This window comes from Chimaeribacter coloradensis (assembly GCF_002858715.1).
Taxonomy (GTDB): domain Bacteria; phylum Pseudomonadota; class Gammaproteobacteria; order Enterobacterales; family Enterobacteriaceae; genus Chimaeribacter; species Chimaeribacter coloradensis.
Genome location: NZ_PJZH01000001.1, coordinates 352,579 through 374,214, shown reverse-complemented (window position 1 = coordinate 374,214; position 21,636 = coordinate 352,579). Strand labels below are relative to the sequence as shown.

The following is a 21,636-nucleotide window of genomic DNA, read 5'->3' as shown; positions in this document are numbered from 1 at the left end:
TCTTTCGGATTCTTTACCTGTCAATGCCCCTATCCTGACGCTGCTTTTTGTGGGGTTTTCCTTGCCTGACTCCAATAAAACGAGCGGGATGAAGCTGTTAAGAGTGCTATCTTTAACATGACAGGACATCAGATCCGTTACCTCTATAAATGAATCTAAGGAGAACACCATGAAAGTTGGCTTTGCAGGGCTGGGCGCCATGGGCAGCGCCATGGCAAAGAACATCCTCTCGGCCGGCCATACGCTGACCGTCTGGAACCGCAGCCCGCAGGCGGCGGACACCCTCGCCTCACAAGGGGCCACGGCGGTTGATGACCCGACCGGGCTGGCACATGTGGATGTGCTGATCACCATGCTGGCGGATGATGCGGCCACCTGGTCGGTGGTGGTCGAGAGCGGCCTGCTGGCCCAGATGATACCGGGGACGGTGCATGTCAACATGGCGACCATTTCCGTGGCGCTGGCGCAGGAGCTGGCAGCGCTTCACGCGGCGCGCGGCATCAGTTATGTGGCGGCACCGGTGCTGGGGCGGATTGACGTGGCGGCGGCGGGCAAGCTGAATATTCTGGCGGCAGGCGAGACCCCGGCGCTGGCGCGGGTGCAGCCGCTGTTTGATGTCATGGGGCAGAAGACCTGGCATTTCGGCGAACAGCCTGAACAGGCCAACGTAGTGAAAATTGCCGCCAACTTTGCGCTGGCCAGTGCGATCGAAACGATGGCGGAAGGCGCGGCGCTGGTGCGCAACCACGGGGTCGCCGCGCCTGATTTCCTTGAGATGCTCTCCGGCACCCTGTTCAACTGCCCGGCCTACGTTAACTATGGCAACATGATTGCGGCACAGCGCTATACGCCGGCCGGGTTCAAACTCACGCTGGGGCTGAAAGACGTCAACCTGGCGCTGGAAGCCGGAAACAACAGCCACACCCCCCTGCCGTTTGCCGGGGTGCTGAAAGATAACTTCCTGGACGCGATCGCCCAGGGCGACGGCAACCTCGACTGGTCGGGGCTGGCAACAGTGGCAACCCGCCGCGCCGGGCTGAAATAGCGGCCGCTGTTACTCCAGCGTTTTAACCGGCCGGGCTGGTGTCCCGACGCAGACACTGTTGTCCGGCAAGTCATGCACTACTGTACTGCCCGCCCCTACCACCACATTATTGCCCAGCGTCACGCCCGGGCAGAGGGTGACGTGCGCCCCGAGCCAGACATCATCGCCGATGGTAATAGGTTTGACGAACTCCTCCCCGGTCGCCCGCTGCGTTTTGTCGAGCGGATGCCCGGCTGTGGCGATCACCACATTGGGGGCAATAAAGACATTGTTGCCGATGACGACGGGCGCACCGTCGAGAATGGTCAGCCCGTGGTTGGCGTAGAAGTTGTCACCTATATGTATGTTGTAACCATAATCCACATACAGCGGCGGCTCGACGTAAAAAGTGCCTTTAAACCGCATCAGTTCGGCCAGCCGCGCCTCGCGCCCGGGCAGATCGTCGGTGTCATGCTGGTTAATCTGCTGGCAGCGCTTTTTAGCCCGTTTGCGATCCTGTGTGAGCTCCGGGTCGTTCGCCTGGTAGATCTCACCGGCCAGCATCTTCTCTTTTTCCGTTTTCATCCTTGTCCCTTCTGCTGATAAAAGAGAGGGTGTTATACCCCGCAAACGCGCGGCTGTCATGGCCCTCCCCGGCACAGTGCCGATCGGCCGGCGTGCCGCAGCCTGAGGTTAATGCCGCTTATTGCTTGTTTTCCCGATTGATTAGCCGGCCGCATTGACGGCTGCCTGCGCCGCATCACCTTTGTTAATGCAGGCCCTTCTTTCTTACATAAATAATCCTGGCGTCCTGCCTGCGGTTATCTTTGCCGGTGGGAGAGATCATCACCCGATTGTGTCCCGGTTAACCGGTATTGATAAGCCGCGCAAAACAGTTCCGCCCTTTACCATTACGGGTGAAATGAGAAAATTTATCGCTTATCTGATTATTTATTAAAAAGGATCTGCCCCGCCTCATTACTATCAATGATGGATAATGTTCTTCGCCGTATGAATTACATTAATCCTTCCTCTTATTTTGCCCGTTTTTACCGGTAACTTTTCTTTGCCGGACAATTAAATAGCCGCTGAAAATCCGCTGAGTAATTATCCGAAAAAAAGTTTCTTCACTTTCAGACAACGAGCGTTTACTTGTTTGTTATTCCACAAAGAATATTATATAAGTTTTTGATTTTTAATTATTTTATATATTATCTTTTATTTAAGAGGATTCTTATTTCATCGCAGATTACCCTTTATTCTATTAATTAAGCCTGCCGGGTGTTGCGCAAAGAAAAGAATTCTTTACACTTTGCGCTGTTAACTCAGGCGAGGAATTTCTCATGGCAGTAAATAAGCGCTTTGATGCGCTCGACAGCTTTCGTGGCCTGTGCGCCATGTCGGTAGTTGTCTACCACGTAAATATGGTGGGCAGCGTTACCGAACTCTCTTTCTTCCGGGCCAGCCACCTGCTGGTGGATTTCTTCTTTGTCCTGAGCGGTTTTGTGCTGGCTCACGGGTATGGATTTAAAAGCGGCCTTCGCTTTAAGGACTTTTTTATATCCCGCACCTTCAGGATCTTCCCGCTGCATATCTTTATGCTGGGCGTGTTTATCCTGCTTGAGATCGCGAAATGGCTCGCCTATAAAAAGGGCTTTGTTTTTAACAGCATTCCCTTCACCGGCGTGACCGCCCCGCAGGAAATCCTGCCGAACCTGGTGCTGGTGCAGTCCTGGACGCCGCTGACCAACCCGCTGAGCTATAACTTCCCGTCGTGGAGCATCAGCGTGGAATATTACATGTACATGATCTTCTTCGCGCTGACGATGCTGCGCGGGGTGGGCAAGTACCTGGCCTGGGCGGCGATCTCCTGCTCAGCGCTCTATATGCTGCTGCACGATCACCATGGCATCACCGAGAATGTGCTGCGCGGGCTGAGCTGTTTCTTTGGCGGCTGCCTGACCTATGTGCTCTACCGCAAAGTGGCAGACCGCATTGACCTCAGCTATACCGCCGGCTCCCTGCTGGAGATGGTGGTGCTGGCCGGCACCATTACCGTGGTAGCGCTGCCGGTCCCGGAGAAAACCCTGACCTGCATCCTGCTGTTCTGCCTCTGCGTATTCACTTTCTCCCTGGAAGTGGGTGCGGTCTCCCAGGCGATGAAGCGGCCGTTTTTCCTGCGGATGGGCGTGCTCTCCTATTCGATTTACATGACCCATGCGGCGATCCTGTTCTGCCTGCTGTCACTGATGATCGTGCTGCAAAAAGTTACCGGCTGGCAGATCGCGCCGATGGTGGGTGACAAACGCTACCTCGACTTTGGCGGCCCGGTTATTAATGATCTGGTGCTGCTGGCGATCCTGGCGCTGGTTATCTTTATTGCCGGCATCACCAACCGACGTATTGAGAAACACTGGCAGCAGGTTGGCCGGTCGCTCACCCAGAGTTACGCCCTCCGACGTGCTGAAAAATAAGAAGAATATCTCCCCTCTGATTGGCCTCTCCGGAGGCCTTTTTTCTGCCTGCCGCCTCGTATGAGGCTTTTCTGATTCATCACCTTTTTATGACAATTCTTAAATATTTGTCATCGTTGTCTGTTTACATTCGTGCGTTTGCCTTAATTTGTCCGCCACTGTAAAGGAACGCAGTATGAAAGCACCAAAAAACTGGTCTCCGGAACTGGAAGGCCTGCGGGGACTGGCCTCTCTGTGGGTTCTGCTGGGCCATATCTGCATTTTGATCAACTTCTCTTTCCCGCTGTTATCGGACCCGAGCATGGGTGTCGATCTCTTCATCCTGCTTTCCGGGTTCCTGATGGCAAAAAACTATCAGGAGCGGCGTGAGGCAGAGCCGTGGACCGCCGCCGCGACCTTCAAAAAATTCTGGTTACGCCGTTATTTCCGCATCGCGCCGCTCTACTATGTGCTGCTGGTGGTGGCGATCGGTTTCGGCCCGTTCTTCGGTGAGATGCGCGACATTATCTCGTCGTTTTACCCGGCGACCGCCACCGAGGTGTCACGTTATGCCGATCAGTCCTTCGGCAACCTGGCGACCCACGTGCTGTTCCTGTTCGGGTTCCTGCCGCACTACGCCTTTAATACCGTCCTGCCGGACTGGAGCATCGGGCTGGAGATGCAGTATTACGCGCTGTTCCCGTTCATTATGCTGGCGATTATGCGCTTCGGTTACCTGCCCACCTGCCTGGTGCTGATGCTGGCCGGGATCGTGCTGAAGTTTGCCCTGCCGGGGTATGTGGAAGCCTTTAAGATGCCGTCGCTGATTTTCCTGAAGCTGCATATGTTTGTGGCAGGGATGCTGATCGCCGAGGCAGTACGCCGGATGCAGGTGCGCTATCTGCTGCTGGCGCTGCTGGCACCGGTCATCAGCATTTTCCTGACCATTGGCTGGCATAAGGTGCGTATCGGCATGGAGGCCGCGATGATTCTGCTGATGGCCGCCATTCTGTGGAAGTTCCGCGCCGGCAGCGCGATGGCATCGGTGATGGCCCTGCCGCGCCGCCTGCTTACACTGCGTTTCAGCACCTTCCTCGGTGATGTCTCCTACTCGGTCTATATGCTGCACCTGCTGATTGTGATCCCGGCCTGTGGTCTGCTGCTGAGCCAGACAGGCCTGGCGCAGCAGAGCGCGATCCTGCGTTTCCTGGTGGTCGCCGCGATCTGCCTGCCGGTAACCTACCTGCTGGCGATGCTGCTCTATAAAGGCGTGGAAAAACCGGGCATTAAGCTGGGGAAATATGTGCTGAAGCAAAACCGGGCTGAGCCGCGCATTGAGCCGCTGGCCTGAGGCAGGCCACTGCCGGGCTACGGTCAACGCATAACAGTGCAAGTGGCCGATCGGACGCCCTTTACCTAAGAATTATCTTAGAAAAGGTCACAGATAGCTTAACTGTTAAGGGCGGCAACGATTACACTTATCTAAGATTAATCTGAGATAGGTGAACAAGATGGCACTCGCTATTTTCCTGCTGTGCACTGCCGCATTGGTGCTCGTTTCATTAAAAGTGCGTGACTGATGCGCGCGGCGGGCCGATGTGTAACCCCGGTCAATCCGCCCCCGAAGCCCGGCACAACCTTGCCGGGCTTTTTATTGCCCTCATTTTGCCGGTTTTCCCTGCGTTTCCCCGCGTAAAAAACGCTATGCTGACAACAGCAAACCGGGGAGATGCACATGCTGCTTTACCACTATACCAACCAGGCGGGCTTTCTCGGCATTATGGAGAGCGCGACCCTCTGGGCCACTAAAATCCAGTACCTGAATGACAACAAAGAGTTTTTTCTGGCGCTGACCATCGCCGATGAGATCCTGAAAGAGCGGCTGCGCACGGAGATTAACCGGGAAGTGGTGATCCGCCTGATCCGCTTCCGGGAAGCGCTGCCGCGGATGAATGACGTGAATGTCTGCGTCTGCTCCCTGTCGGAGAACGGCGACCTGCTCAGCCAGTGGCGCGGTTACGCTGCCGGGCTGGGCGGTTATTCCATAGGCTTTGATTATGAGGCGCTGAAAGCGGGTTTTAACCAGCATGATTATGTGCTGATGAAATGCCGTTACCAGCCCCAGGAGCATGAGGCCTTTATCAATAACGTGATCGACACCATTCTGATGATGTTTGAAGGCCTGCCGGAGCCGGATCACGACAATATCGAAAAGCCCTCTGCCGCGTCGCGCCTGTTTCAGGAGCACCTCTCCTGCGTGGCCGCCGTGCTTAAAGACAGCAGTTTCAGCGAAGAGGCAGAGTGGCGCGCCATCTCCCGCCGTTCCCTCAGCCCGGCCGAACTGGCGTTCCGCCCCGGCCACTCCACCCTGACCCCGTACCACAAGCTGCCGTTCGACAACCGGCAACACGGCTGCTTACGTGAAGTGATTGTCGGCCATACCCCCAACAGCGATCTCGCCATCGCCGCCACCCATACCCTGATGCAGAAAATGGGCCTTCAGGTCGCCCTGCGCGCCAGCCAGATCCCGTTCAGGAACTGGTGAGGAGCAAGCCTTTGTTTATTAAGAAATAAAAAAAGACCGAATACGATTCCTGTTTACGATGCATTGAATTATTTTAGTTTAATATCAAATGCTTACCATAAAAAACAGGCACTTTTTTAGGTTGTAATACTTATCACTACATCCGTTGAAGATCAAACGGTTGCCAACAAGTTCGGAACCCGGTTCGGGAAAATTTGGCACCGTATTTCTGCTCATAGCGTTCATCGTGACACCAAAACATGCAAAGGTTTGGCGTAGAGTACAAACCTTTGCATGTTCCAAATCCGTCCCACTCACACCATTCCAAATGAGAGAACATGAGCTTTACAAGATTGTAAAGAAAGGTGGGTTCACCCATAAACTCCAGGGGAAATGCTTTGCATCGCCTGATTGACTACACTCATTGTAGTATTCATAATCTACGGCCAGACTACTTTTTGGGTAGTCAAAGGAGGTTGAATATGTATAGCGAACACAAAACAGCGCAAATGGCTGGTTACCTGCTGCTTAAGCGTGGCGGGCGCATGGCATATATCAAGCTCATGAAGTTGCTGTACTTAGCTGATCGCGAGTACATGTTAAGCTATGGCGACTCAATGACTGGTGACAGGGCTGTGTCAATGAACAATGGCCCAGTTTTATCACGCACTTACGATTTGTTAAAGTCCGGAAGCCCAGAGGAAGAATCTCCTTGGTATGATTGGATCTCTGGCGAGACCAATTATGAAGTTTCTGTTAAAAAAGCTGTCCAAGAACTGGATGATGATGTATTTGACGAGCTTAGTCGAGCAGACAAAAGAATCCTGGATAAAGTTTTTGCAGAATACGGAAACCTCAAGCGTTTCGAGCTGTGTGAGTTAACTCACAGAATCTGCCAAGAATGGCAGGATCCACATGGTTCTTCAACGCCAATCAGCCCTCAGGATATTTTCAGAGCTGGCGGAAAGACAAAGGAAGAGGCGGATTTTCTCGTTCAAAGAATGAGAGAGCGTGATGAACTCAAAAAATTCAGCAGCGAGCTTGCCTAATGGCATACTCACCATACAGGAAAGGTACTATTTTGGCCCCTGTGGGTGGGACCAACCATCTTCACATCATCTGCAATGATCCCGCTTATGACGCAGTGAATGGTTGTGAATGTGTATTAGTTGTGAACATCACAACAGTGTATCCCAACGCGCCCCATGATCCCGCCTGCATTTTACATGCAGGCGATCACCCTTTCGTAAAACATGATAGTTATGTCTATTACGCAGATGCTATTATTTGGAAAATCCCTAATGTTGTTGCCCGCAAACAAAGCGGGGAATTAATTCAGCATGCCGATATGGATGATAGAGTCTTTCAAAGGGTTCTTGCCGGGTTTGAGACATCTGACTTTACATCAGGCAAAGTGTTAAAGTTTTACAGGAAGAATTGCTAAAAAGCTCCTCTTCTCAACCGCCAACAATTGCCCTCCCCTGCCGATAACATCATTACCTGAAGTTGCAAGCATTGGGATCACAATAAGAATACACACGTAAATCTTTTTCCCGCCTTACGTGAGCTTTTTACATCTACCTACCGCTTCACAACCCGCCGTTCAGATTGTATAGCTGGAACGTGCGCTCTTCTCCTCTACAGTAGAAACCTCCCGGCACGTAGTGATAGTAGAGGTCAATCCCTCAGGCAAAGAGCAACCGCGTAACCTTTCTTACTGTCGTAAGGTGAACGGATTTCCATACAGTGGATTCTGGTCGGTTCTTCGGAATAAGTGCCTAGCCCCGCCGTTTCTGATGGTGAGACATAGCCATCGACCACTACTGAGGCATCAACACGCACATGAACCTCTTCCAATAGTGCTACCGGCGTCCATTCATCACGGCGGTCTGACCGTTTAACCTGCTCCTGATTAATATCAAACGCTGAGTTTTCGAGCGGCGCATTAATATATGCCCCTTTATACCCGCCTTCTCCATCATTCAGAGACTGCTCCCACCCCCCTGCTTCTTCATCCCAAACCTCACCATAAACCAGCTCACCAAATTCATCTCGCTGATACCGGTCTGCCCAAGTGAACGCCGTGTCCCCAAGTAACATGGTAAAGGTTCTCGAATGAGCGCTGAACTCCTTACCCCCCACTTTCGCCAGACGAACCTTGCTCCCTTCCCATGCAACCAAAGAACTCACCAGGATTGTGTCTTACGTGATGTTCTCGAACATCTTCACGATGTCAGTAAACGTCACGTTCTGAGCCAGAGTACCGGCGATATTGACGTTGCCATTGGAAAGTACCTGGAATTTGGTGTTGGCAGAACTGGCGGCACCGGAAGCACCATCACCGAATGCCAGGCTTCTAAGGGTGTTGTTCAACGTGCGACGCCCGAAGGTGATCGCACCGGAAGCGGTAGCCTGGCTGTTGTTGCCCGCGATAACGGCGGACAGGTCACCTGATGCCGTGTTGCCACCACCGCCAACAACCATCGACTGAGCACCACTGGAGACTGCGTTTGTCGTGCCGATGTTGGTGGAGTTAGCGCCGCTGGCTGTTCCGGTCGTAACGCCAATATTGGCCGACGATTGCCCGGAGGCAATACCCGCAGTGGTGCCGATGTTTACTGCATATTGGCCTTCCGTCCAGCTTGCGTTACTTGCCATGTTGCCCAGCGGTTCGCTTTGGCTGCGCAATTATTTGCTCCTACGTTGAAGCTGACCTCACCATAGGTGACACAACTATTCGCTGTGGCAAGGTTTGCGGAGTAGTTACCAGTGTCAAGGATGGTTGCCTGAACCACCTCATACAAAGGGTCTGTTTTGGTGCTGTAGTCGGCACCGGTATTTGTCAGGGTGACGCTGGTGATCCCCCCCTTAGAATCGACTGTATAGGTCGCGGCTGAGGCGGTGGTAGGCGCGGCCAGGCGGTCATAAAACGCTACCGAGCCATTGGCGCTGTAGCTGGTTCCCGCTGACACCACAGCAACTGACGCAATAGTGCCGTTGTTGTTTACGTTAACCTTGAGAATTGCCCCTCGCCTACCGCCTGCATAGGCATCCACAGAGGCAATATTTACGGCATGTAAACCCGTCGCCCAGCCCCGGCGCGAGCCGATGTTCACTCCGGTTCCGCCGGTCACGAGAGACGTGATAGAGCTGATATTTGAGCCCCGGAAACCGCCATCAACCCTGCGGTCTTCTGACTCGATATTCACTGATTGTGGCACCGTGGCGCGGCATTGACGGGCAGAGTAGTTGCCGGAGACGTTCCCCATCGCATAACTGTAGATTGCCCCTACGTTAACTGCGCGGGATGGGCCGCCAGAGCGGCTGTTCTGCGATGCAATCAGCGCGTACAGGTCACGCGTGCTGCGGCCGGAGGGCTGATAATCCCCTGTCAGGAGGTTCTGATACCTGGCTTCGTATTCGCCTGTATCAGTGGTGCTCGAGAGCAACGCCCCACCTGTAGGCATTTGCAGCGTTACGTTATTGCCTGTGTCCAGAGATGGAGAGATGAAATTGCCATTGATATACGTGTTGCCGGCTGGCGGGCATCAACCAGATAAGACCGGCCGGCGAGGTTTACAATTTTGCCAGTAAGCACAGCCTCAAGCGCAGCGAACCGCGCTGAATCATTGGTCGCACCATCACCGTCAATATCAGCGATATCCAGGGCGGAAATAGAGTTTGCATTCTTACTGTGCTGAGGTCTTGAACCTGCGAAAGAATAAGGCTGCTTGATCGAAATCAGAGCATCGCTGTACCCATCGCTGGCATTATTTAACTGCTGCCGAAGCTGATCAGGGTCGTAGCGCAACACGTTCGGGAAGTAAAACTGTTGAACCCCAAAGAGGTCGTATACGGCCATTGAGTGGCCTTCAACCGTGACGATTTTCGCTACCTGGCCGTTGTATACCGGGAAACCACCGAGGTTGATGAAAATAGGCTGAGGAATGGGGATGTAACTACCATCCTCGTTCTCCACATAAGCCTGGATTCGGTTTGCGGCAATAGTTGGGTCGGTATCAATCTTGCCAAGGTAAATGCGACCTCCGGCAAGCGCCTTAAATACTCGCGCCGCAGTGAACAGTTGTGACGGCATAGATACAACAACATTTGGCGTAATATCGGCCACTGGTTCTCTCCTGAGGTCAACCCCAGAGGCAGAAGGAAGCACACTGCCGCTCACAGCTGTGAGGGCTATGTTATTGAAGAATGTCCTTCTTTGCATGTTGTACTCCATCATATTAAAAGGATGAATAAGACACTTTTTATCTGAAAATTGGAAGAATTATGATGTGAGATAATTGTAAGGAGGCCTCGCGATCTTCTTAATCGCGAAGACTAGGCATAAAAGAAGCCCCGACATGTGCCAAGGCTGGTTGTTTTTTATTGTTTCAGTAAATTACTTGTAATTATTATGGAGGAAAAATGGAAAAAAAAACTCATCTCGGTACAAAAATTTATAGCGATCTCAAAAAAACCATACTGGTTCTTCTTGTGATTACTTTCGTTTCTGTAATTTTAGCGTCCTCATATTTTGCATATGAGAAATACTCTAATTACATAAATGAAAAGAGAATTATCGATAAAGCTGTTTCTTATGCAGAAGGTAAGAAGCCCGCTGAGTTTTTCAGGACTGATTTAGGCGATATAATAAATTTACAAGTATGGGATATAAATGACTCTGATCAGCATCTTCTTGTGAAAGTAAATGGCTTGAGTTCCGTGTTTACACAAAGCGTTCAAGACACATACGTCAGGCTTAATCATGTTGCTGGAAAAGCATGTTATTTTGCAGAGGCGGAAGTCAAAGATGGTAAAGTAACCGCCTTCTCCTGTGATGGAAAGATTTACGATAGAAAAAAATAGCTGCGACTGGCCAGAGCACATCAGTTGCTGTCAGTCCCGTTTAGCCAGTTAATCAAACCAACCTTTGCAATGGCCTGCTGTTCTCTAGTTGTTAGAGTGGCAGCCCATCTCTGATATTGCTGGCTCCTTACCAAGGCTCTCTCGGCGGCCTGCTTTGCATTAGCTAACCTTATAGAGTCAGCGCCCGCCATCAGTCTCGCCGCGTTTCTGAATTCACGTGAGGCGATTAGCTTATCTGCGGCCACCGTTCGGGCTGTCTTTGCACGACTGATAGTGGAAGCAATTACAGATGCAGCACCTGCACCCGGCAGACCAATAGAAGATGTTACTCCTTCAGCCGCCGTAGCTTTTCTTCCTACATCATATATTTTCGAAATCATCCCACCGTCTTTATCGAACTGATCTAACAGCGACTGGATCCGCCCTGTGGTTATCTCATTAGTTTTAGCTGTTCTAATGCCATTAGCGACGATATAAAGATCATGAAGGCGCTTGCTAACATCTGAAGGCAGATTGTCAGTAACTCGGTTTAAGGTTCCACTTTTTTGTGCGCCGGAGTACCAGTCTACAAATCCAGGAATGTGAAGCTGTGATTCTTTTCTGGAGCCAAGTGTGAATACATCATTACGTGCTGACGCCACGACTTCTTGTCTTAACCCTGGAGGAGTTGCATTCATTAGACGATCAAAGCCTTGCACATTTCCCTTCCGCAACCCCTGAATTGCAGGAGTTAGCTTGCTGGTATATGTACCACTTAAGTCCTTACCGAGTGCTGTTACCAGGTGGTCTTCCCGTTCTTTCCTTTGTGAAACCAGGTTTTTTGCCATCGCCCACTTGTCGCCGATCCCATACGCTCCAGCAACCTTCTCTTGATCCGTTGTGATGGCTGAATAAAGTTGCTTAAGCTCTGCAGTAGTTTGGTCTTTGAATGGCCCCTCACCTCGACTAATGGCGGCATCTATCTGTTTGCGTGTGTTATCCAGAAGAGCATATGTTGGAGGAACGCGTGTGATTGAGCCGTCATTTGCTTTCGACGTTTTGGTTGCAAGCTTACGCATCACAAATTTTTCAGCTGAAGAAAGGTTTTCAAACCCACCTAAATCAGCTGCTTTTTGATTCAAAAGCGCCAGCGTTTCATCTGCATTAGCTGAGGTTCTTGGGGAAATTGCGCCACTAATCTCTGAATAGATTGAGTCAGATCTTCGGGAAAGATCATCTATAGCTCGCGTAGACTCAGTTTTAAATCTATCGGAGAGTGCAACTTTGTTTTGTGTTCCTCCGGCTTCTGCAATTAGGTCATCAGCCTTTTGCGCTAAAGAGCCTATAGCTGAGGCTTCTTGTGCTGCAAGTTGGCTTGCAGGGATAGATTTTAAGCCTTGTTCTATTGCACGGTATGCAGGCGGGATAACCCTTCCGACCATCTTATTTACTCTGCGGTGAGACGCGGCGGAAGAAAACCCGGTCTGGTCACACCCGATGGGCTTACCCAGGCATTTTCAGAAGCACGGGAAATGAGCGGAATTCAATTCGGGCCAAACCCGCCCACTTTTCACGAAATACGCAGCCTCGCAAGTCGGCTATATGAAGTAGAAAATGGCGAAGAGTTTTCCCAACGATTGCTCGGACACAAGAATTTGTCCATGACCAAAAAGTATCTGGATTCCCGAGGGCAAGAGTTTGTAATGGTATGATGCGGATATGAGATTTTCGGGAAAATTTCGGGAATTTTCGTTACCACCACAATAAAATCGTTATAAAACAACATCATAAAAAAAGACCGAATACGATTCCTATATTCGGTCTAGGGAAATGGCTCTTGGGAGAGAGCCGTGCGCTAAAAGTTGGCATTAATGCAGGCTGTTACGCCTTGCACTTTAAAGCGTAGACGAGACAGGTGATTTTTCCAGCAGTGCTGCCGGGCTGCAGGGGTGACAGACAGGCAGGAGTTCACTTTTGTGATAACAGTCCCAAAACAAGCTCTTAACATTGGCGTTCTGCCATTTCCCTGACGCATGACTGTGCCGGACGCCCTATTCGCAGAGGGTCAGCGCTTTCTGCTGCACCGCGGCCAGGCTCATCTTCTGCCCCGGCTGTTGTGGGTCATCAAGCTGGATGATGGAAATCGGCTTCGCGTTGACTTTACCCGCCTTGACCTCAGCTTCCGCCACGTCGTTAAGCGGGTACTGCACCAGCGTGCTGTCATTGATGGCATAGAGCGCATGGCCTGCGCGGCACTGCAACATCACCTCCTCACGCGTAAACGGCCATGCCTTGCCGAACTGGAAACGGCTTACGGTCACGATGTCGGCGGCGACCGCGCTGCTGCACACACCGGCCAGCACCAGAGAGAGGATTACTTTTTTCATCAGAACGTCCTTTATGCTATTCAGAACAGAAACTTAGTTTACCGCCACCGGCTCCAGGGTCGCAAACACGCTGACCAGCAGGATCACCAGCAGCGAAAGCCCCAGCAGCAGGGCGGTCACCCGCACTACGCCGCGGCGCGCCTGTGCCGGTGCGGTGGTAAAGCGCGGTACGATGCGGTAACGGTTATAGAGCGCCAGGCCGACCATCACGGCCACCAGCGCGGCTTTCACCAGCAACAGCATCTGGTAAGGCGAGCGGCGGTCAAGGGGCCAGCCCTGCACAATCAACCAGGTATCGATCACGCCGGTGGCGATCACCAGCGCCACCGCCAGATGGCCAAAGGTGGAGAAGCGCAGCAGCGCGCGCACTGCTTCCCGGCGCCACGGCCCGCACCGGCTGAAATGCAGGCAGAAAAGTAACGGCAGCAGGCTGCCGGACCAGTAAGCGGCGGCCAGCAGATGCAGGGTATGGTTCGCGCGCTGCGAAACCCCGGCCGCCCCTTCCCGCATGGCGGCATGCCCGACGCTGCCCAGCCCCGCCAGCAGCGCCGTGGCTGCCACTAAAATCAGCATATCGCGCGAGCGATCCGCCGGCAGCAGCAGGCTCAGCAGTAACAAGGCCGCCGCCAGCAGGTGCCAGCGCCAGACCTGCCCAAAGGCGGTGTCCAGTACCGCGACCCAGATAGGGAACGCCGTGACATCCTGCCAGCCCTCGCCCATCAGCCCGCCCTGTACGGCCACCATCAGGCACGCGGTGATCAGGGTCAGCACCCCCGCGCCCCCCTGCCAGTAGCGCAGGCGGTGCAGCAGTACGGCCCCGAACGGCGGCGGCGCAAGAAGGCGGGTAAACACGCTGATACCGAACAGTTGCATTACCGCCAGAAAATGCACATCGCGGCAGGCAACCCAGGCCAGGGAAAGCGTACTCATTTTACAGTGAAACGGTAGGTTCCCTGGGTGCGATGGCCATCAACGGAGACAACCTTCCATGACACCTGATACTCCCCGGTAGGCAGCGCCTTATCCAGCGGCACCTGCAGGCGCGTCTTGTCGCCGTTCTCACTGCTCAGCTGCGCGGAGGGAAAGGTCACCGCCAGCGGGCCCGCCAGGGTAACCCGGCTGAAGCGCGGCTCCACGCCCTCGGTGAACGTTAACACCAGCTGCTGCGGGGTGCCCTGCACCAGCGCATTGGCTGCCGGGGCAGAAGAGACAAGGTGGGCATGGGCAAAGGCAGCGGGGGCCACGGCGGCCGTAAACAGGAAAGCGCATAACACACGAAGAGCAAGGAATGCTTTTGACATAACAGACGTCTCTCAGGCGGCGGGGTAAATTTGCGCCTACTTTACCCGATTCAGCTATGGAGATGTTGCAAAAAATGCATCAGGTTATAACGCCGGGGTGAAAATGGGTGGGGTATTTCTTCACATAAAAAAAGGCCTGCACCGGGGGGTACAGGCCAATACATGCGCGCAAAATGCTTACGCCGCCGGATCAGTGCCCGGGGTCATGTTTTTTAATTCTTTATCAATAATAAACAAGCCGTTGCCGGTATTGCTCACCATGCCCAGTTTGTCGAGCACGGATTTGAACAGCTTCTCTTCTTCATGCTGTTCAGCCACATACCATTGCAGGAAATGGAAAGTGGAGTAGTCTTGCAGCGTCATCGCCAGATGGGCCAGCTCGTTGATTTTACGGGTAATCAGCTGCTCATGTTCATAGGTCAGGGTGAAGATATCTGCCAGGGAGGCGAATTCAACCGGCGGCGCGGCGATGGTGCCGAGCAGCGGCAAGGCCCCGGTGTCACTGACGTAATCAAACAGGCGCTGCATATGTTCCATCTCTTCACGCGAATGTGATTTCAGGAAAGCCGCCGCCCCCTCGAAACCTTTATCACTGCACCAGGCACTCATCTGCAGGTAGAGGTTAGCGGAATAGAACTCCAGGTTCAGTTGCTCGTTAAGCTGGCTGACCATTTGTGGCTTTAACATATAAGCATCCTTATCAATAACAGGCGAAGACGTATTTAATAATTTCGCGCATTATGCCGAGATTATTTTAAATTAGAAACAACAAGATTAACAAATGCGGCAAGTTAATTTTATCCCATTGAATATACTTATTATTTTATTTAATAATCAAGCAACCATTCTGCGCCGTTTATTATTTAATGATAAGCGTTTTCATTGCCGAAAATAGGGTAAAACGAATCGTTCTTATTTATATTTTATCTTGCCGTGTTTTTCTGCCGGCTTCCCAGCCCTGGAGGCAGCGCGCTGCACCTTGCCATTTGCCTGGGCTTGCTTTATTTTTGCCGCAGCATAACCAACGCCCGGCAGGAGAGAAGAATGGGATATAACCTGGCTGAACTGACACCCGATGAGATGAACCGGATCAACGTAGATTTGGCTGCGTCCGGCGTCGCTTTTAAAGAGCGTTACAATATGCCGGTGGTGCCTGAACTGGTTGAGCGCGAGCAGCCGGAAGCGCTGCGCGCCTACTTCCGCGAACGCGTGGCGTTCTACCGCAGTGAATCGCACAACTATTCACGCCTGCCTTACGAACCGAAAATGAAGTAAACGCGGCCCCGGTGGCGGGGCCGGGGGTTACACCTTGCCGGCAAACTGGTCGGTGGCGCGGATCAGGCGATCCAGGATGCCCGGTTCATCAAAGGAGTGCCCCGCCCCCTCGATAATATGCAGTTCCGCCTCCGGCCAGCGGGCGGCCAGATCCCAGGCATTCTGTACCTGACAGGCCATATCGTAGCGCCCATGCACAATCACCCCAGGGATATGGCGGATGCGGGTAACGTTCTCCAGCAGTTGATCGTCCCGCTCAAGAAAACCGCCGTGGCTGAAGTAGTGGTTTTCAATGCGGGCAAAAGCCAGCGCAAAATCATCTTCCCCAAACGAGGCGGCATTCACTGCCGGCATCAGCGTCACGGTCTCCCCTTCCCACAGGCTCCAGAGGCGCGCGGCCTCCAGCTGCACCTCCGGGTCGCTGCCCGTCAGGCGGCGGCGGTAGGCACCAATCACATCGCCGCGTTCCTCTTCTGACAATATAGAAAGCACCCGCTGCCACTTATCCGGGAAGAAGCGGGAGGCCCCGTCCTGGTAGTACCAATCCAGCTCCTGCCGGCGCAGGGTGAAGATGCCGCGCAGCACCAGTTCACTGACGCGCTCAGGGTGGGTTTCGGCATAGGCCAGCCCCAGCGTGGAGCCCCAGGAGCCGCCGAACACCAGCCATTGCTCCGCGCCGGCCATCTCCCGCAGCTTCTCCATGTCTTCGATCAGGTGCCAGGTGGTGTTGTTGTCCAGGCTGGCGTGAGGCCGGGAACGGCCGCAGCCGCGCTGGTCAAACAGCGTGAGATTGTAGTGCGCCGGGTCAAACAGCTGCCGGTGGATCGGCGAGCAGCCGCCGCCGGGGCCGCCATGAATAAACACCGCCGGTTTGCCTTCCGGGTTGCCGCTGCGCTCCCAGTAGATCTGATGTCCGTCACCGCTGTTCAGCCACCCGCTGGCGTAAGCTTTGATAGGCGGATATAACCCCTTTAATACCGTCATCTGCTGTTTTCCGATCTGCCTGATCCCAGCGGTTACTAAAACCGATTGTTACATTTGCGTCAATGAATTAGCAATTATATGTAGCAATTCCGGTTTTTTCGGCCATTTTGTCGCCACTGTTGCGCTACATTTTGCTCAAAAAGAGTTCGTAAAAAAAACAGGTAGTTTTAAAAATTTAGGTTAATAGCGCTTGAAAAATTTTCTTAATCAGCTGTTAATAAGGGTGCATACCAACCCAGCCACCGCGACAGAGAGGCCACCATGAGTAAGGGAATGGATAGCAAAAAGAATGCGAAGAAGAAGCCGTTGAGAACCCCAGCTGAAAAGCGGGCGGATAAACGTTCAAAAAAGGCGCATCCGCAAGAATGAGTCCGGCTGAACCGCGTACTTAAACCCGCTCAGGCGGGTTTTTTTATTGTCTCTGATATCGAAAGGATTGAGTGCATGAGTCGGATTGTTATTGCAGCGGCACAATATTGCAGCGTGCCATGTGATATCGAGAAAAATGTCTCGTTACATCGCGAGTTTATCGCCCTGGCCGCCGAAGAACAGGTGAACATGCTGATCTTCCCGGAACTGTCGATTACCGGGTATGAAATTTCCCATGCGCCGGAACTGGCCCTGATGCTCGGCGACCCCCGCCTTGAGCCGCTGCGTCAGGATGCACAACGCCATAACATGACGGTGGTGTTTGGCGCCCCCATTATTACCGATGACCGGGGCACCTGCTGCATCGGCGCGGTGACCTGTGAAGCCGACGGCACGCTTTATGCTTACACCAAGCAGCATCTTGCCGGGAATGAACCGGCTTACTTTTCGCAGGGCGAAGGCGGCCCGCTGGTGCAGGTGCAGGGCTACCCGGTGGGGCTGGCCATCTGTGCCGATGTGCGCGTGCCGTCCCATCCGGCGAAGGCGGCCCTTTCCGGGGCACAGGTCTATACCGCGAGCGTGCTGTTTTCTGAAGAGGGTTACCGCGAAGATACCGAGACGCTGGAATCCTACGCCCGGCAGCATCAGATGGCGGTGCTGATGGCCAACCACGGCGGTTATACCGGCGGCTGGCAACCGGCCGGCAAGAGCGCCATCTGGGCCGAAGGCGGCCGCTGCATTGCGCGCGCGCCCAGCCGCGGCAATGCGCTGGTGGTCGGCACCCGCCATGAGGGGCAGTGGCAAGGGCATGTATTATCATTAGAGTAGACCGAGGCTTACAAAAAAGGAGCGCCTATGACCCTGCGAGTCATTGATACTGAAACCTGTGGCCTGGATGGCGGCGTGGTCGAGATAGCGTCTGTGGATTTGGTTGACGGGCAGATCGTGAACCCGATGAGCGATCTGGTCTCACCCGATCGCCCAATCAGTATTGAGGCGATGGCGATACACCACATTACCGAGGAGATGGTGGAAGGCAAACCGCGGATTGCGAAGGTCATCGGCCGTTATCACGGCAGCCCTTACTACGTGGCCCATAATGCGGCGTTTGACCGCGCCATGCTGCCGGAAATGCATGGCCGCTGGATCTGTACGGTAAAACTGGCCCGGCAGGCGTTTCCCGGCCTGAAATACAGTAATCAGCATTTACGCTACGCCCTGCGGCTGAAAGTGGACGTGCCAGAAGGGCTCTACCCGCACCGCGCGCTGTATGACAGCTACGTCACCGCCGCGCTGTTGCAGCGCATTATGCAGGAGACCGGCTGGAGCGCCGAAGAGATGGTAGCGATCACAGCGCAGCCCGTGCTGCTGCGTACCATGAAATTCGGTAAATACCGTGGCCGCCCGATTGAAACCGTGGCCCAGGAAGACCCCGCCTATCTGCGCTGGATGCTGAAATCGATCGACGATCTCAGCCCCGACATGCGCTATACGCTCAACCACTATCTGGCCCCCTGAATGACAGGCCTTTCTTCAGGCCCACGGCAGGCCTGACGGGGGATGCGGCGGCGTATGCCGCCGCCTGCCCTCAGGACGCCTGGCTCAGCGCCAGCACGAAGGCATACTCCATGGCAATATCCTCGTAAGCTTTGAAACGGCCCGATTTGCCGCCATGCCCGGCATCCATGTCGGTGTACATCAGCAACTGGTTATCGTCCGTTTTCATCTCACGCAATTTCGCCACCCACTTGGCCGGCTCCCAGTATTGCACCTGCGAGTCATGCAGCCCGGTGGTCACCAGCATATGCGGGTAAGCCTTGGCCGTGATCTGGTCATAGGGGCTGTATTCCAGCATGCAGCGGTAGTACGCTTCCTGATTGGGGTTGCCCCACTCGTCATACTCGCCGGTGGTCAGCGGGATGCTCTCATCCAGCATGGTGGTCACCACATCCACAAACGGCACCTGCGCCACGATGCCGTGATACAGCTCCCCGGCCTGGTTAATCACCGCCCCCATCAACAGGCCGCCGGCGCTGCCGCCCATCGCATAGACCCTGCCCGCATCACCATACTGCTGCGCCACCAGCGCCTGGGTGACATCGATAAAGTCATGGAAGGTGTTCATCTTGTTGAACAGCTTGCCGTCCTCATACCACTGCTGGCCCAGTTCGCCGCCCCCGCGGATATGGGCAAGGGCGAAAACAAACCCGCGATCGAGCAGGCTGAGGCGGCTGGTGCTGAAGGACGGGTCCATGCTGCTGCCGTAAGAGCCGTAGCCATAGACCATCAGCGGGTTGCTGCCCGGGGTAAACAGGTCACGCCGGTAGACCAGCGACACCGGCACCCTGACGCCGTCCCGCGCGGTGACCCACAGGCGCTCACTGGCGTAGCGGCTGCTGTCAAAATTCTTCACCTCCTGCTGTTTCAGCAGGGTGCGCTCGCCGGTCTCCATGTTGACCTCAAACATAGAGCTGGGCGTGGTCATCGAGGAGTAGCCATAGCGCAGCAGGTGGGTATCCGGCTCCGGGTTGTACGCCAGCCAGGTGACGTAGGTCGGGTCATCAAAGCGGATCTCTTTCTGTTCGCCGCTCTGCCAGTGGATCTGGCGCAGGTGGGTCAGCCCCTCACTGCGCTCTTCCACCACCAGCCAGTCACGGAACAGATTGAAGCCTTCCAGCATCACGTTGTCACGCGGTGGGATCACCGCCTGCCACTGCGCTTCTTCCGGCTGTTCTGCCCGGTAGAGGCCGAAGTTTTTGCCGTCTTTGTTGGAGCGGATATAGAACCGGCCCTGATAGTGATCGAGCGCGTACTCATGGTCACGGCGGCGCGGCGCAAAGACCTGCGGCGCGGCCTCAGGCTGGTCAGCATCCAGCAACAGGATCTCGGAGGTAGTGGTGCTGCTGAGGTGAATCAGGATAAAGCGCTCGGAGGTGGTTTTCTCCAGGCCGACGTAGAAGGTGTCATCCTGCTCTTCGTAGATCAGGGTGTCCCCGGCCGGGTCACTGCCTACCACATGGCGGTAGACCTGGTACGGCAGCAGGGTTTTGTCATGTTTGCGCACGTAGTAGAGCGTGCGGGCATCATTGGCCCATTCAACGCTGGCCGAGGTGTTGGTGATCACCTCATCGGCCCAGTCGTCACTGCCGATCTGCTTGATGCGGATGTCATACTGCCGGCGGGAGAGAAAATCCTCGGCCAGAGCCAACTGGCGGTTATCCGGGCTGACTTCCATCGCGCCCAGCGTATAGAACTCATGCCCTTCGGCGCGTACGTTGGCATCCAGCAACACGTCCCACTCTGCAGCAGCCTCAGCGGGCTGGCGCAGGTAGAGGGGGTATTCTTTACCGGGCTGGTAGCGGGTCTGGTAGCGAAAGCCGTGGCGCACATAGGGCACGGAGGCGTCTTCCTGCGGAATGCGGTCCACCATCTCCTGATAGAGCGCTTCACGTAACGGCTGGTAGGGCTGCATGGCCTGCGCGGTATAGGCATTCTCTGCCGTCAGGTAGTCCAGCACCTCAGGCCGTGTGCGGTCATCGTCACGCAGCCAGTAGTAATTATCGATCCGGGTATCACCGTGGACGGTGATTGGATGGGGGCGTTTCTCTGCTTTTGGTGGTGTGGTCATGAACTGATCCCTGGCACTGCCATTATGAACCGACTGAAAAGATGCGGGGCGCGGGCGACGGGCGTCCGGCGTTTCTGCACGGTCATCATACGTCATGCTGCGCCGGAAGCGCGGGCGCTCCGTAGCAACATATTAATAACGAAAATAATGATAGACCCTAACAGAGGGTGAACTCAATGCAGGTGAGGTGCTCAATACCGGGGTAGATGCGCTGGATGACCTGCTTCAGTTCGGGAAGGGTCATGTTCTCCTGCCGGGCATGGGCATCATTCAGGGCGGAGAAGGCGACCGGCGTCACGGCAAGCACGCGCAGGCGGCAGAAGAACACGCCGTCTTCATAGCGTGAGACCTGCAAAATATCACCCGGCGCGACGTCAGCCTCGCTGCCGTGACGCAGGGTGATGGTTTTACGGCCTGCCAGGATGTCCGCTTCGAAGCGGCGGTAGAAGGTGAACGGAATCACGGCATCACTCCCTGATGGCGCAGGCTCAGGCGGCCTGCTCGTCACTGTCGGCGGCCTTGCCGCGGCTTTTGGGCTTCAGGCGCGCAGGTTCTGCGGCCTCTTCGCCTGTGGCCAGCACGCTCTCCAGCGAACCGCCCCGCAGCAGCTGCGCCAGCGGGTCTTTATGTTCCGCCAGGAAGAAGCTCAGCTGCTCGCGCTCACTCTCTTCCATCTCCAGCGCAGAATGGGCCAGCCATTCAGACAGGGTATCGGCCAGATCCAGCATTTTGTCGTAAGCGTCAGCTTCTTTCTTGGTCGCAAACGTCATCTTTTCCTCGCCTTGTCGCACCACGACATATTTTACTTCAACCGTCATGAGTGATAATCCTCTTAATGGCACACTA

At 54.3% G+C, this 21,636-nt stretch carries 24 protein-coding genes and 1 pseudogene; 11 read left to right on the top strand and 14 right to left on the bottom strand.

Annotated features, from left to right (window positions below; all coding sequences use genetic code 11):
- The first annotated feature begins 169 nt into the window (after window positions 1-169).
- Window positions 170-1,045, top strand: a complete 876-nt coding sequence (locus CYR32_RS01730; RefSeq protein ID WP_101821917.1) for an NAD(P)-dependent oxidoreductase — start codon at window positions 170-172, stop codon at window positions 1,043-1,045.
- Window positions 1,046-1,054: 9 nt separating this feature from the next.
- On the opposite strand, the gene CYR32_RS01725 is transcribed toward CYR32_RS01730, so the two are convergent.
- The gene (locus CYR32_RS01725) at window positions 1,055-1,609 is read right to left on the bottom strand and encodes a sugar O-acetyltransferase (RefSeq protein WP_101821915.1); all 555 of its coding nucleotides are present in this window, start codon (window positions 1,607-1,609) and stop codon (window positions 1,055-1,057) included.
- A 758-nt stretch (window positions 1,610-2,367) separates the two neighbouring features.
- On the opposite strand from CYR32_RS01725, the gene CYR32_RS01720 reads away from it, so the two are divergent.
- The 5 genes from CYR32_RS01720 (at window position 2,368) to CYR32_RS01700 (ending at window position 7,445) form a co-directional block, all read left to right on the top strand.
- The gene (locus tag CYR32_RS01720; RefSeq protein WP_101821913.1) at window positions 2,368-3,498 is read left to right on the top strand and encodes an acyltransferase family protein; all 1,131 of its coding nucleotides are present in this window, start codon (window positions 2,368-2,370) and stop codon (window positions 3,496-3,498) included.
- 175 nt (window positions 3,499-3,673) lie between these two features.
- Complete coding sequence (locus CYR32_RS01715) at window positions 3,674-4,828, top strand: acyltransferase family protein (protein ID WP_101821911.1); 1,155 nt, start codon at window positions 3,674-3,676, stop codon at window positions 4,826-4,828.
- A 384-nt stretch (window positions 4,829-5,212) separates the two neighbouring features.
- A complete protein-coding gene (locus tag CYR32_RS01710; RefSeq protein WP_165698163.1) occupies window positions 5,213-6,022 on the top strand; it encodes a DUF2971 domain-containing protein in 810 nt (269 codons plus the stop codon).
- Between the two features lie 461 nt (window positions 6,023-6,483).
- Window positions 6,484-7,050, top strand: coding sequence for a Panacea domain-containing protein (locus CYR32_RS01705; protein ID WP_241523725.1), 567 nt, complete (start codon window positions 6,484-6,486; stop codon window positions 7,048-7,050).
- Window positions 7,050-7,445, top strand: a complete 396-nt coding sequence (locus CYR32_RS01700) for a hypothetical protein (protein ID WP_101821906.1) — start codon at window positions 7,050-7,052, stop codon at window positions 7,443-7,445. The genes CYR32_RS01705 and CYR32_RS01700 overlap by 1 nt, the downstream gene beginning before the upstream one ends.
- Window positions 7,446-7,678: 233 nt before the next feature.
- Here the strand turns inward: CYR32_RS01700 and CYR32_RS01695 are convergent, their stop codons facing one another.
- The 4 genes and pseudogenes from CYR32_RS01695 to CYR32_RS21805 all read right to left on the bottom strand — a co-directional run.
- Window positions 7,679-8,182, bottom strand: a complete 504-nt coding sequence (locus tag CYR32_RS01695; protein WP_165698162.1) for a peptidase G2 autoproteolytic cleavage domain-containing protein — start codon at window positions 8,180-8,182, stop codon at window positions 7,679-7,681.
- Between the two features lie 21 nt (window positions 8,183-8,203).
- Window positions 8,204-8,659, bottom strand: coding sequence for a hypothetical protein (locus CYR32_RS21350; protein ID WP_146000655.1), 456 nt, complete (start codon window positions 8,657-8,659; stop codon window positions 8,204-8,206).
- On the bottom strand, window positions 8,617-9,450 hold the full coding sequence (locus CYR32_RS01685) for a hypothetical protein (RefSeq protein WP_146000654.1): 834 nt from the start codon (window positions 9,448-9,450) through the stop codon (window positions 8,617-8,619). The genes CYR32_RS21350 and CYR32_RS01685 overlap by 43 nt, the downstream gene beginning before the upstream one ends.
- A gap of 322 nt (window positions 9,451-9,772) precedes the next feature.
- Window positions 9,773-10,130: pseudogene (locus tag CYR32_RS21805) on the bottom strand (phage tailspike protein); the annotation flags it as partial.
- A 296-nt stretch (window positions 10,131-10,426) separates the two neighbouring features.
- Here CYR32_RS21805 and CYR32_RS01675 point away from each other — a divergent pair.
- Complete coding sequence (locus CYR32_RS01675) at window positions 10,427-10,867, top strand: hypothetical protein (RefSeq protein WP_101821898.1); 441 nt, start codon at window positions 10,427-10,429, stop codon at window positions 10,865-10,867.
- Between the two features lie 20 nt (window positions 10,868-10,887).
- Here the strand turns inward: CYR32_RS01675 and CYR32_RS21345 are convergent, their stop codons facing one another.
- On the bottom strand, window positions 10,888-12,288 hold the full coding sequence (locus CYR32_RS21345) for a hypothetical protein (protein WP_146000653.1): 1,401 nt from the start codon (window positions 12,286-12,288) through the stop codon (window positions 10,888-10,890).
- Window positions 12,289-12,303: 15 nt separating this feature from the next.
- Here CYR32_RS21345 and CYR32_RS01670 point away from each other — a divergent pair, with 15 nt between their 5' ends.
- A complete protein-coding gene (locus CYR32_RS01670) occupies window positions 12,304-12,558 on the top strand; it encodes a tyrosine-type recombinase/integrase (RefSeq protein WP_241523724.1) in 255 nt (84 codons plus the stop codon).
- A gap of 339 nt (window positions 12,559-12,897) precedes the next feature.
- Here the strand turns inward: CYR32_RS01670 and CYR32_RS01665 are convergent, their stop codons facing one another.
- The 4 genes from CYR32_RS01665 to ftnA all read right to left on the bottom strand — a co-directional run bounded on the left by CYR32_RS01665 (window position 12,898) and on the right by ftnA (window position 15,221).
- Window positions 12,898-13,233, bottom strand: a complete 336-nt coding sequence (locus CYR32_RS01665; RefSeq protein WP_101821894.1) for a YebY family protein — start codon at window positions 13,231-13,233, stop codon at window positions 12,898-12,900.
- A 33-nt stretch (window positions 13,234-13,266) separates the two neighbouring features.
- Window positions 13,267-14,163 (bottom strand): copper homeostasis membrane protein CopD, encoded by an 897-nt coding sequence (gene copD / locus CYR32_RS01660; RefSeq protein WP_101821892.1) that lies wholly within the window; start codon window positions 14,161-14,163, stop codon window positions 13,267-13,269.
- Window positions 14,160-14,534, bottom strand: a complete 375-nt coding sequence (copC, locus tag CYR32_RS01655; RefSeq protein WP_101821890.1) for a copper homeostasis periplasmic binding protein CopC — start codon at window positions 14,532-14,534, stop codon at window positions 14,160-14,162. The genes copD and copC overlap by 4 nt, the downstream gene beginning before the upstream one ends.
- Window positions 14,535-14,711: 177 nt before the next feature.
- Complete coding sequence (gene ftnA / locus CYR32_RS01650; protein WP_101821888.1) at window positions 14,712-15,221, bottom strand: non-heme ferritin; 510 nt, start codon at window positions 15,219-15,221, stop codon at window positions 14,712-14,714.
- 357 nt (window positions 15,222-15,578) lie between these two features.
- On the opposite strand from ftnA, the gene CYR32_RS01645 reads away from it, so the two are divergent.
- Entirely contained in the window at window positions 15,579-15,809 is a 231-nt protein-coding gene (locus CYR32_RS01645; RefSeq protein ID WP_101821886.1) for a DNA polymerase III subunit theta, read from the top strand.
- Window positions 15,810-15,836: 27 nt separating this feature from the next.
- On the opposite strand, the gene pip is transcribed toward CYR32_RS01645, so the two are convergent.
- Complete coding sequence (gene pip / locus CYR32_RS01640; RefSeq protein WP_101821884.1) at window positions 15,837-16,793, bottom strand: prolyl aminopeptidase; 957 nt, start codon at window positions 16,791-16,793, stop codon at window positions 15,837-15,839.
- A gap of 444 nt (window positions 16,794-17,237) precedes the next feature.
- Here pip and CYR32_RS01635 point away from each other — a divergent pair, with 444 nt between their 5' ends.
- On the top strand, window positions 17,238-17,990 hold the full coding sequence (locus CYR32_RS01635) for a carbon-nitrogen hydrolase family protein (RefSeq protein WP_101821882.1): 753 nt from the start codon (window positions 17,238-17,240) through the stop codon (window positions 17,988-17,990).
- A gap of 27 nt (window positions 17,991-18,017) precedes the next feature.
- The gene (gene exoX, locus CYR32_RS01630) at window positions 18,018-18,680 is read left to right on the top strand and encodes an exodeoxyribonuclease X (protein ID WP_101821880.1); all 663 of its coding nucleotides are present in this window, start codon (window positions 18,018-18,020) and stop codon (window positions 18,678-18,680) included.
- A gap of 70 nt (window positions 18,681-18,750) precedes the next feature.
- Here exoX and CYR32_RS01625 read toward each other — a convergent pair whose 3' ends face one another.
- The 3 genes from CYR32_RS01625 to CYR32_RS01615 form a co-directional block, all read right to left on the bottom strand.
- Window positions 18,751-20,790: a S9 family peptidase gene (locus tag CYR32_RS01625; protein WP_101821878.1), complete on the bottom strand. Its 2,040-nt coding sequence runs from the start codon at window positions 20,788-20,790 to the stop codon at window positions 18,751-18,753.
- Window positions 20,791-20,947: 157 nt separating this feature from the next.
- The gene (gene yqfB / locus CYR32_RS01620; RefSeq protein ID WP_101821876.1) at window positions 20,948-21,253 is read right to left on the bottom strand and encodes a N(4)-acetylcytidine aminohydrolase; all 306 of its coding nucleotides are present in this window, start codon (window positions 21,251-21,253) and stop codon (window positions 20,948-20,950) included.
- A 25-nt stretch (window positions 21,254-21,278) separates the two neighbouring features.
- Entirely contained in the window at window positions 21,279-21,608 is a 330-nt protein-coding gene (locus CYR32_RS01615) for a YebG family protein (RefSeq protein WP_101821874.1), read from the bottom strand.
- Window positions 21,609-21,636: the final 28 nt, after the last annotated feature.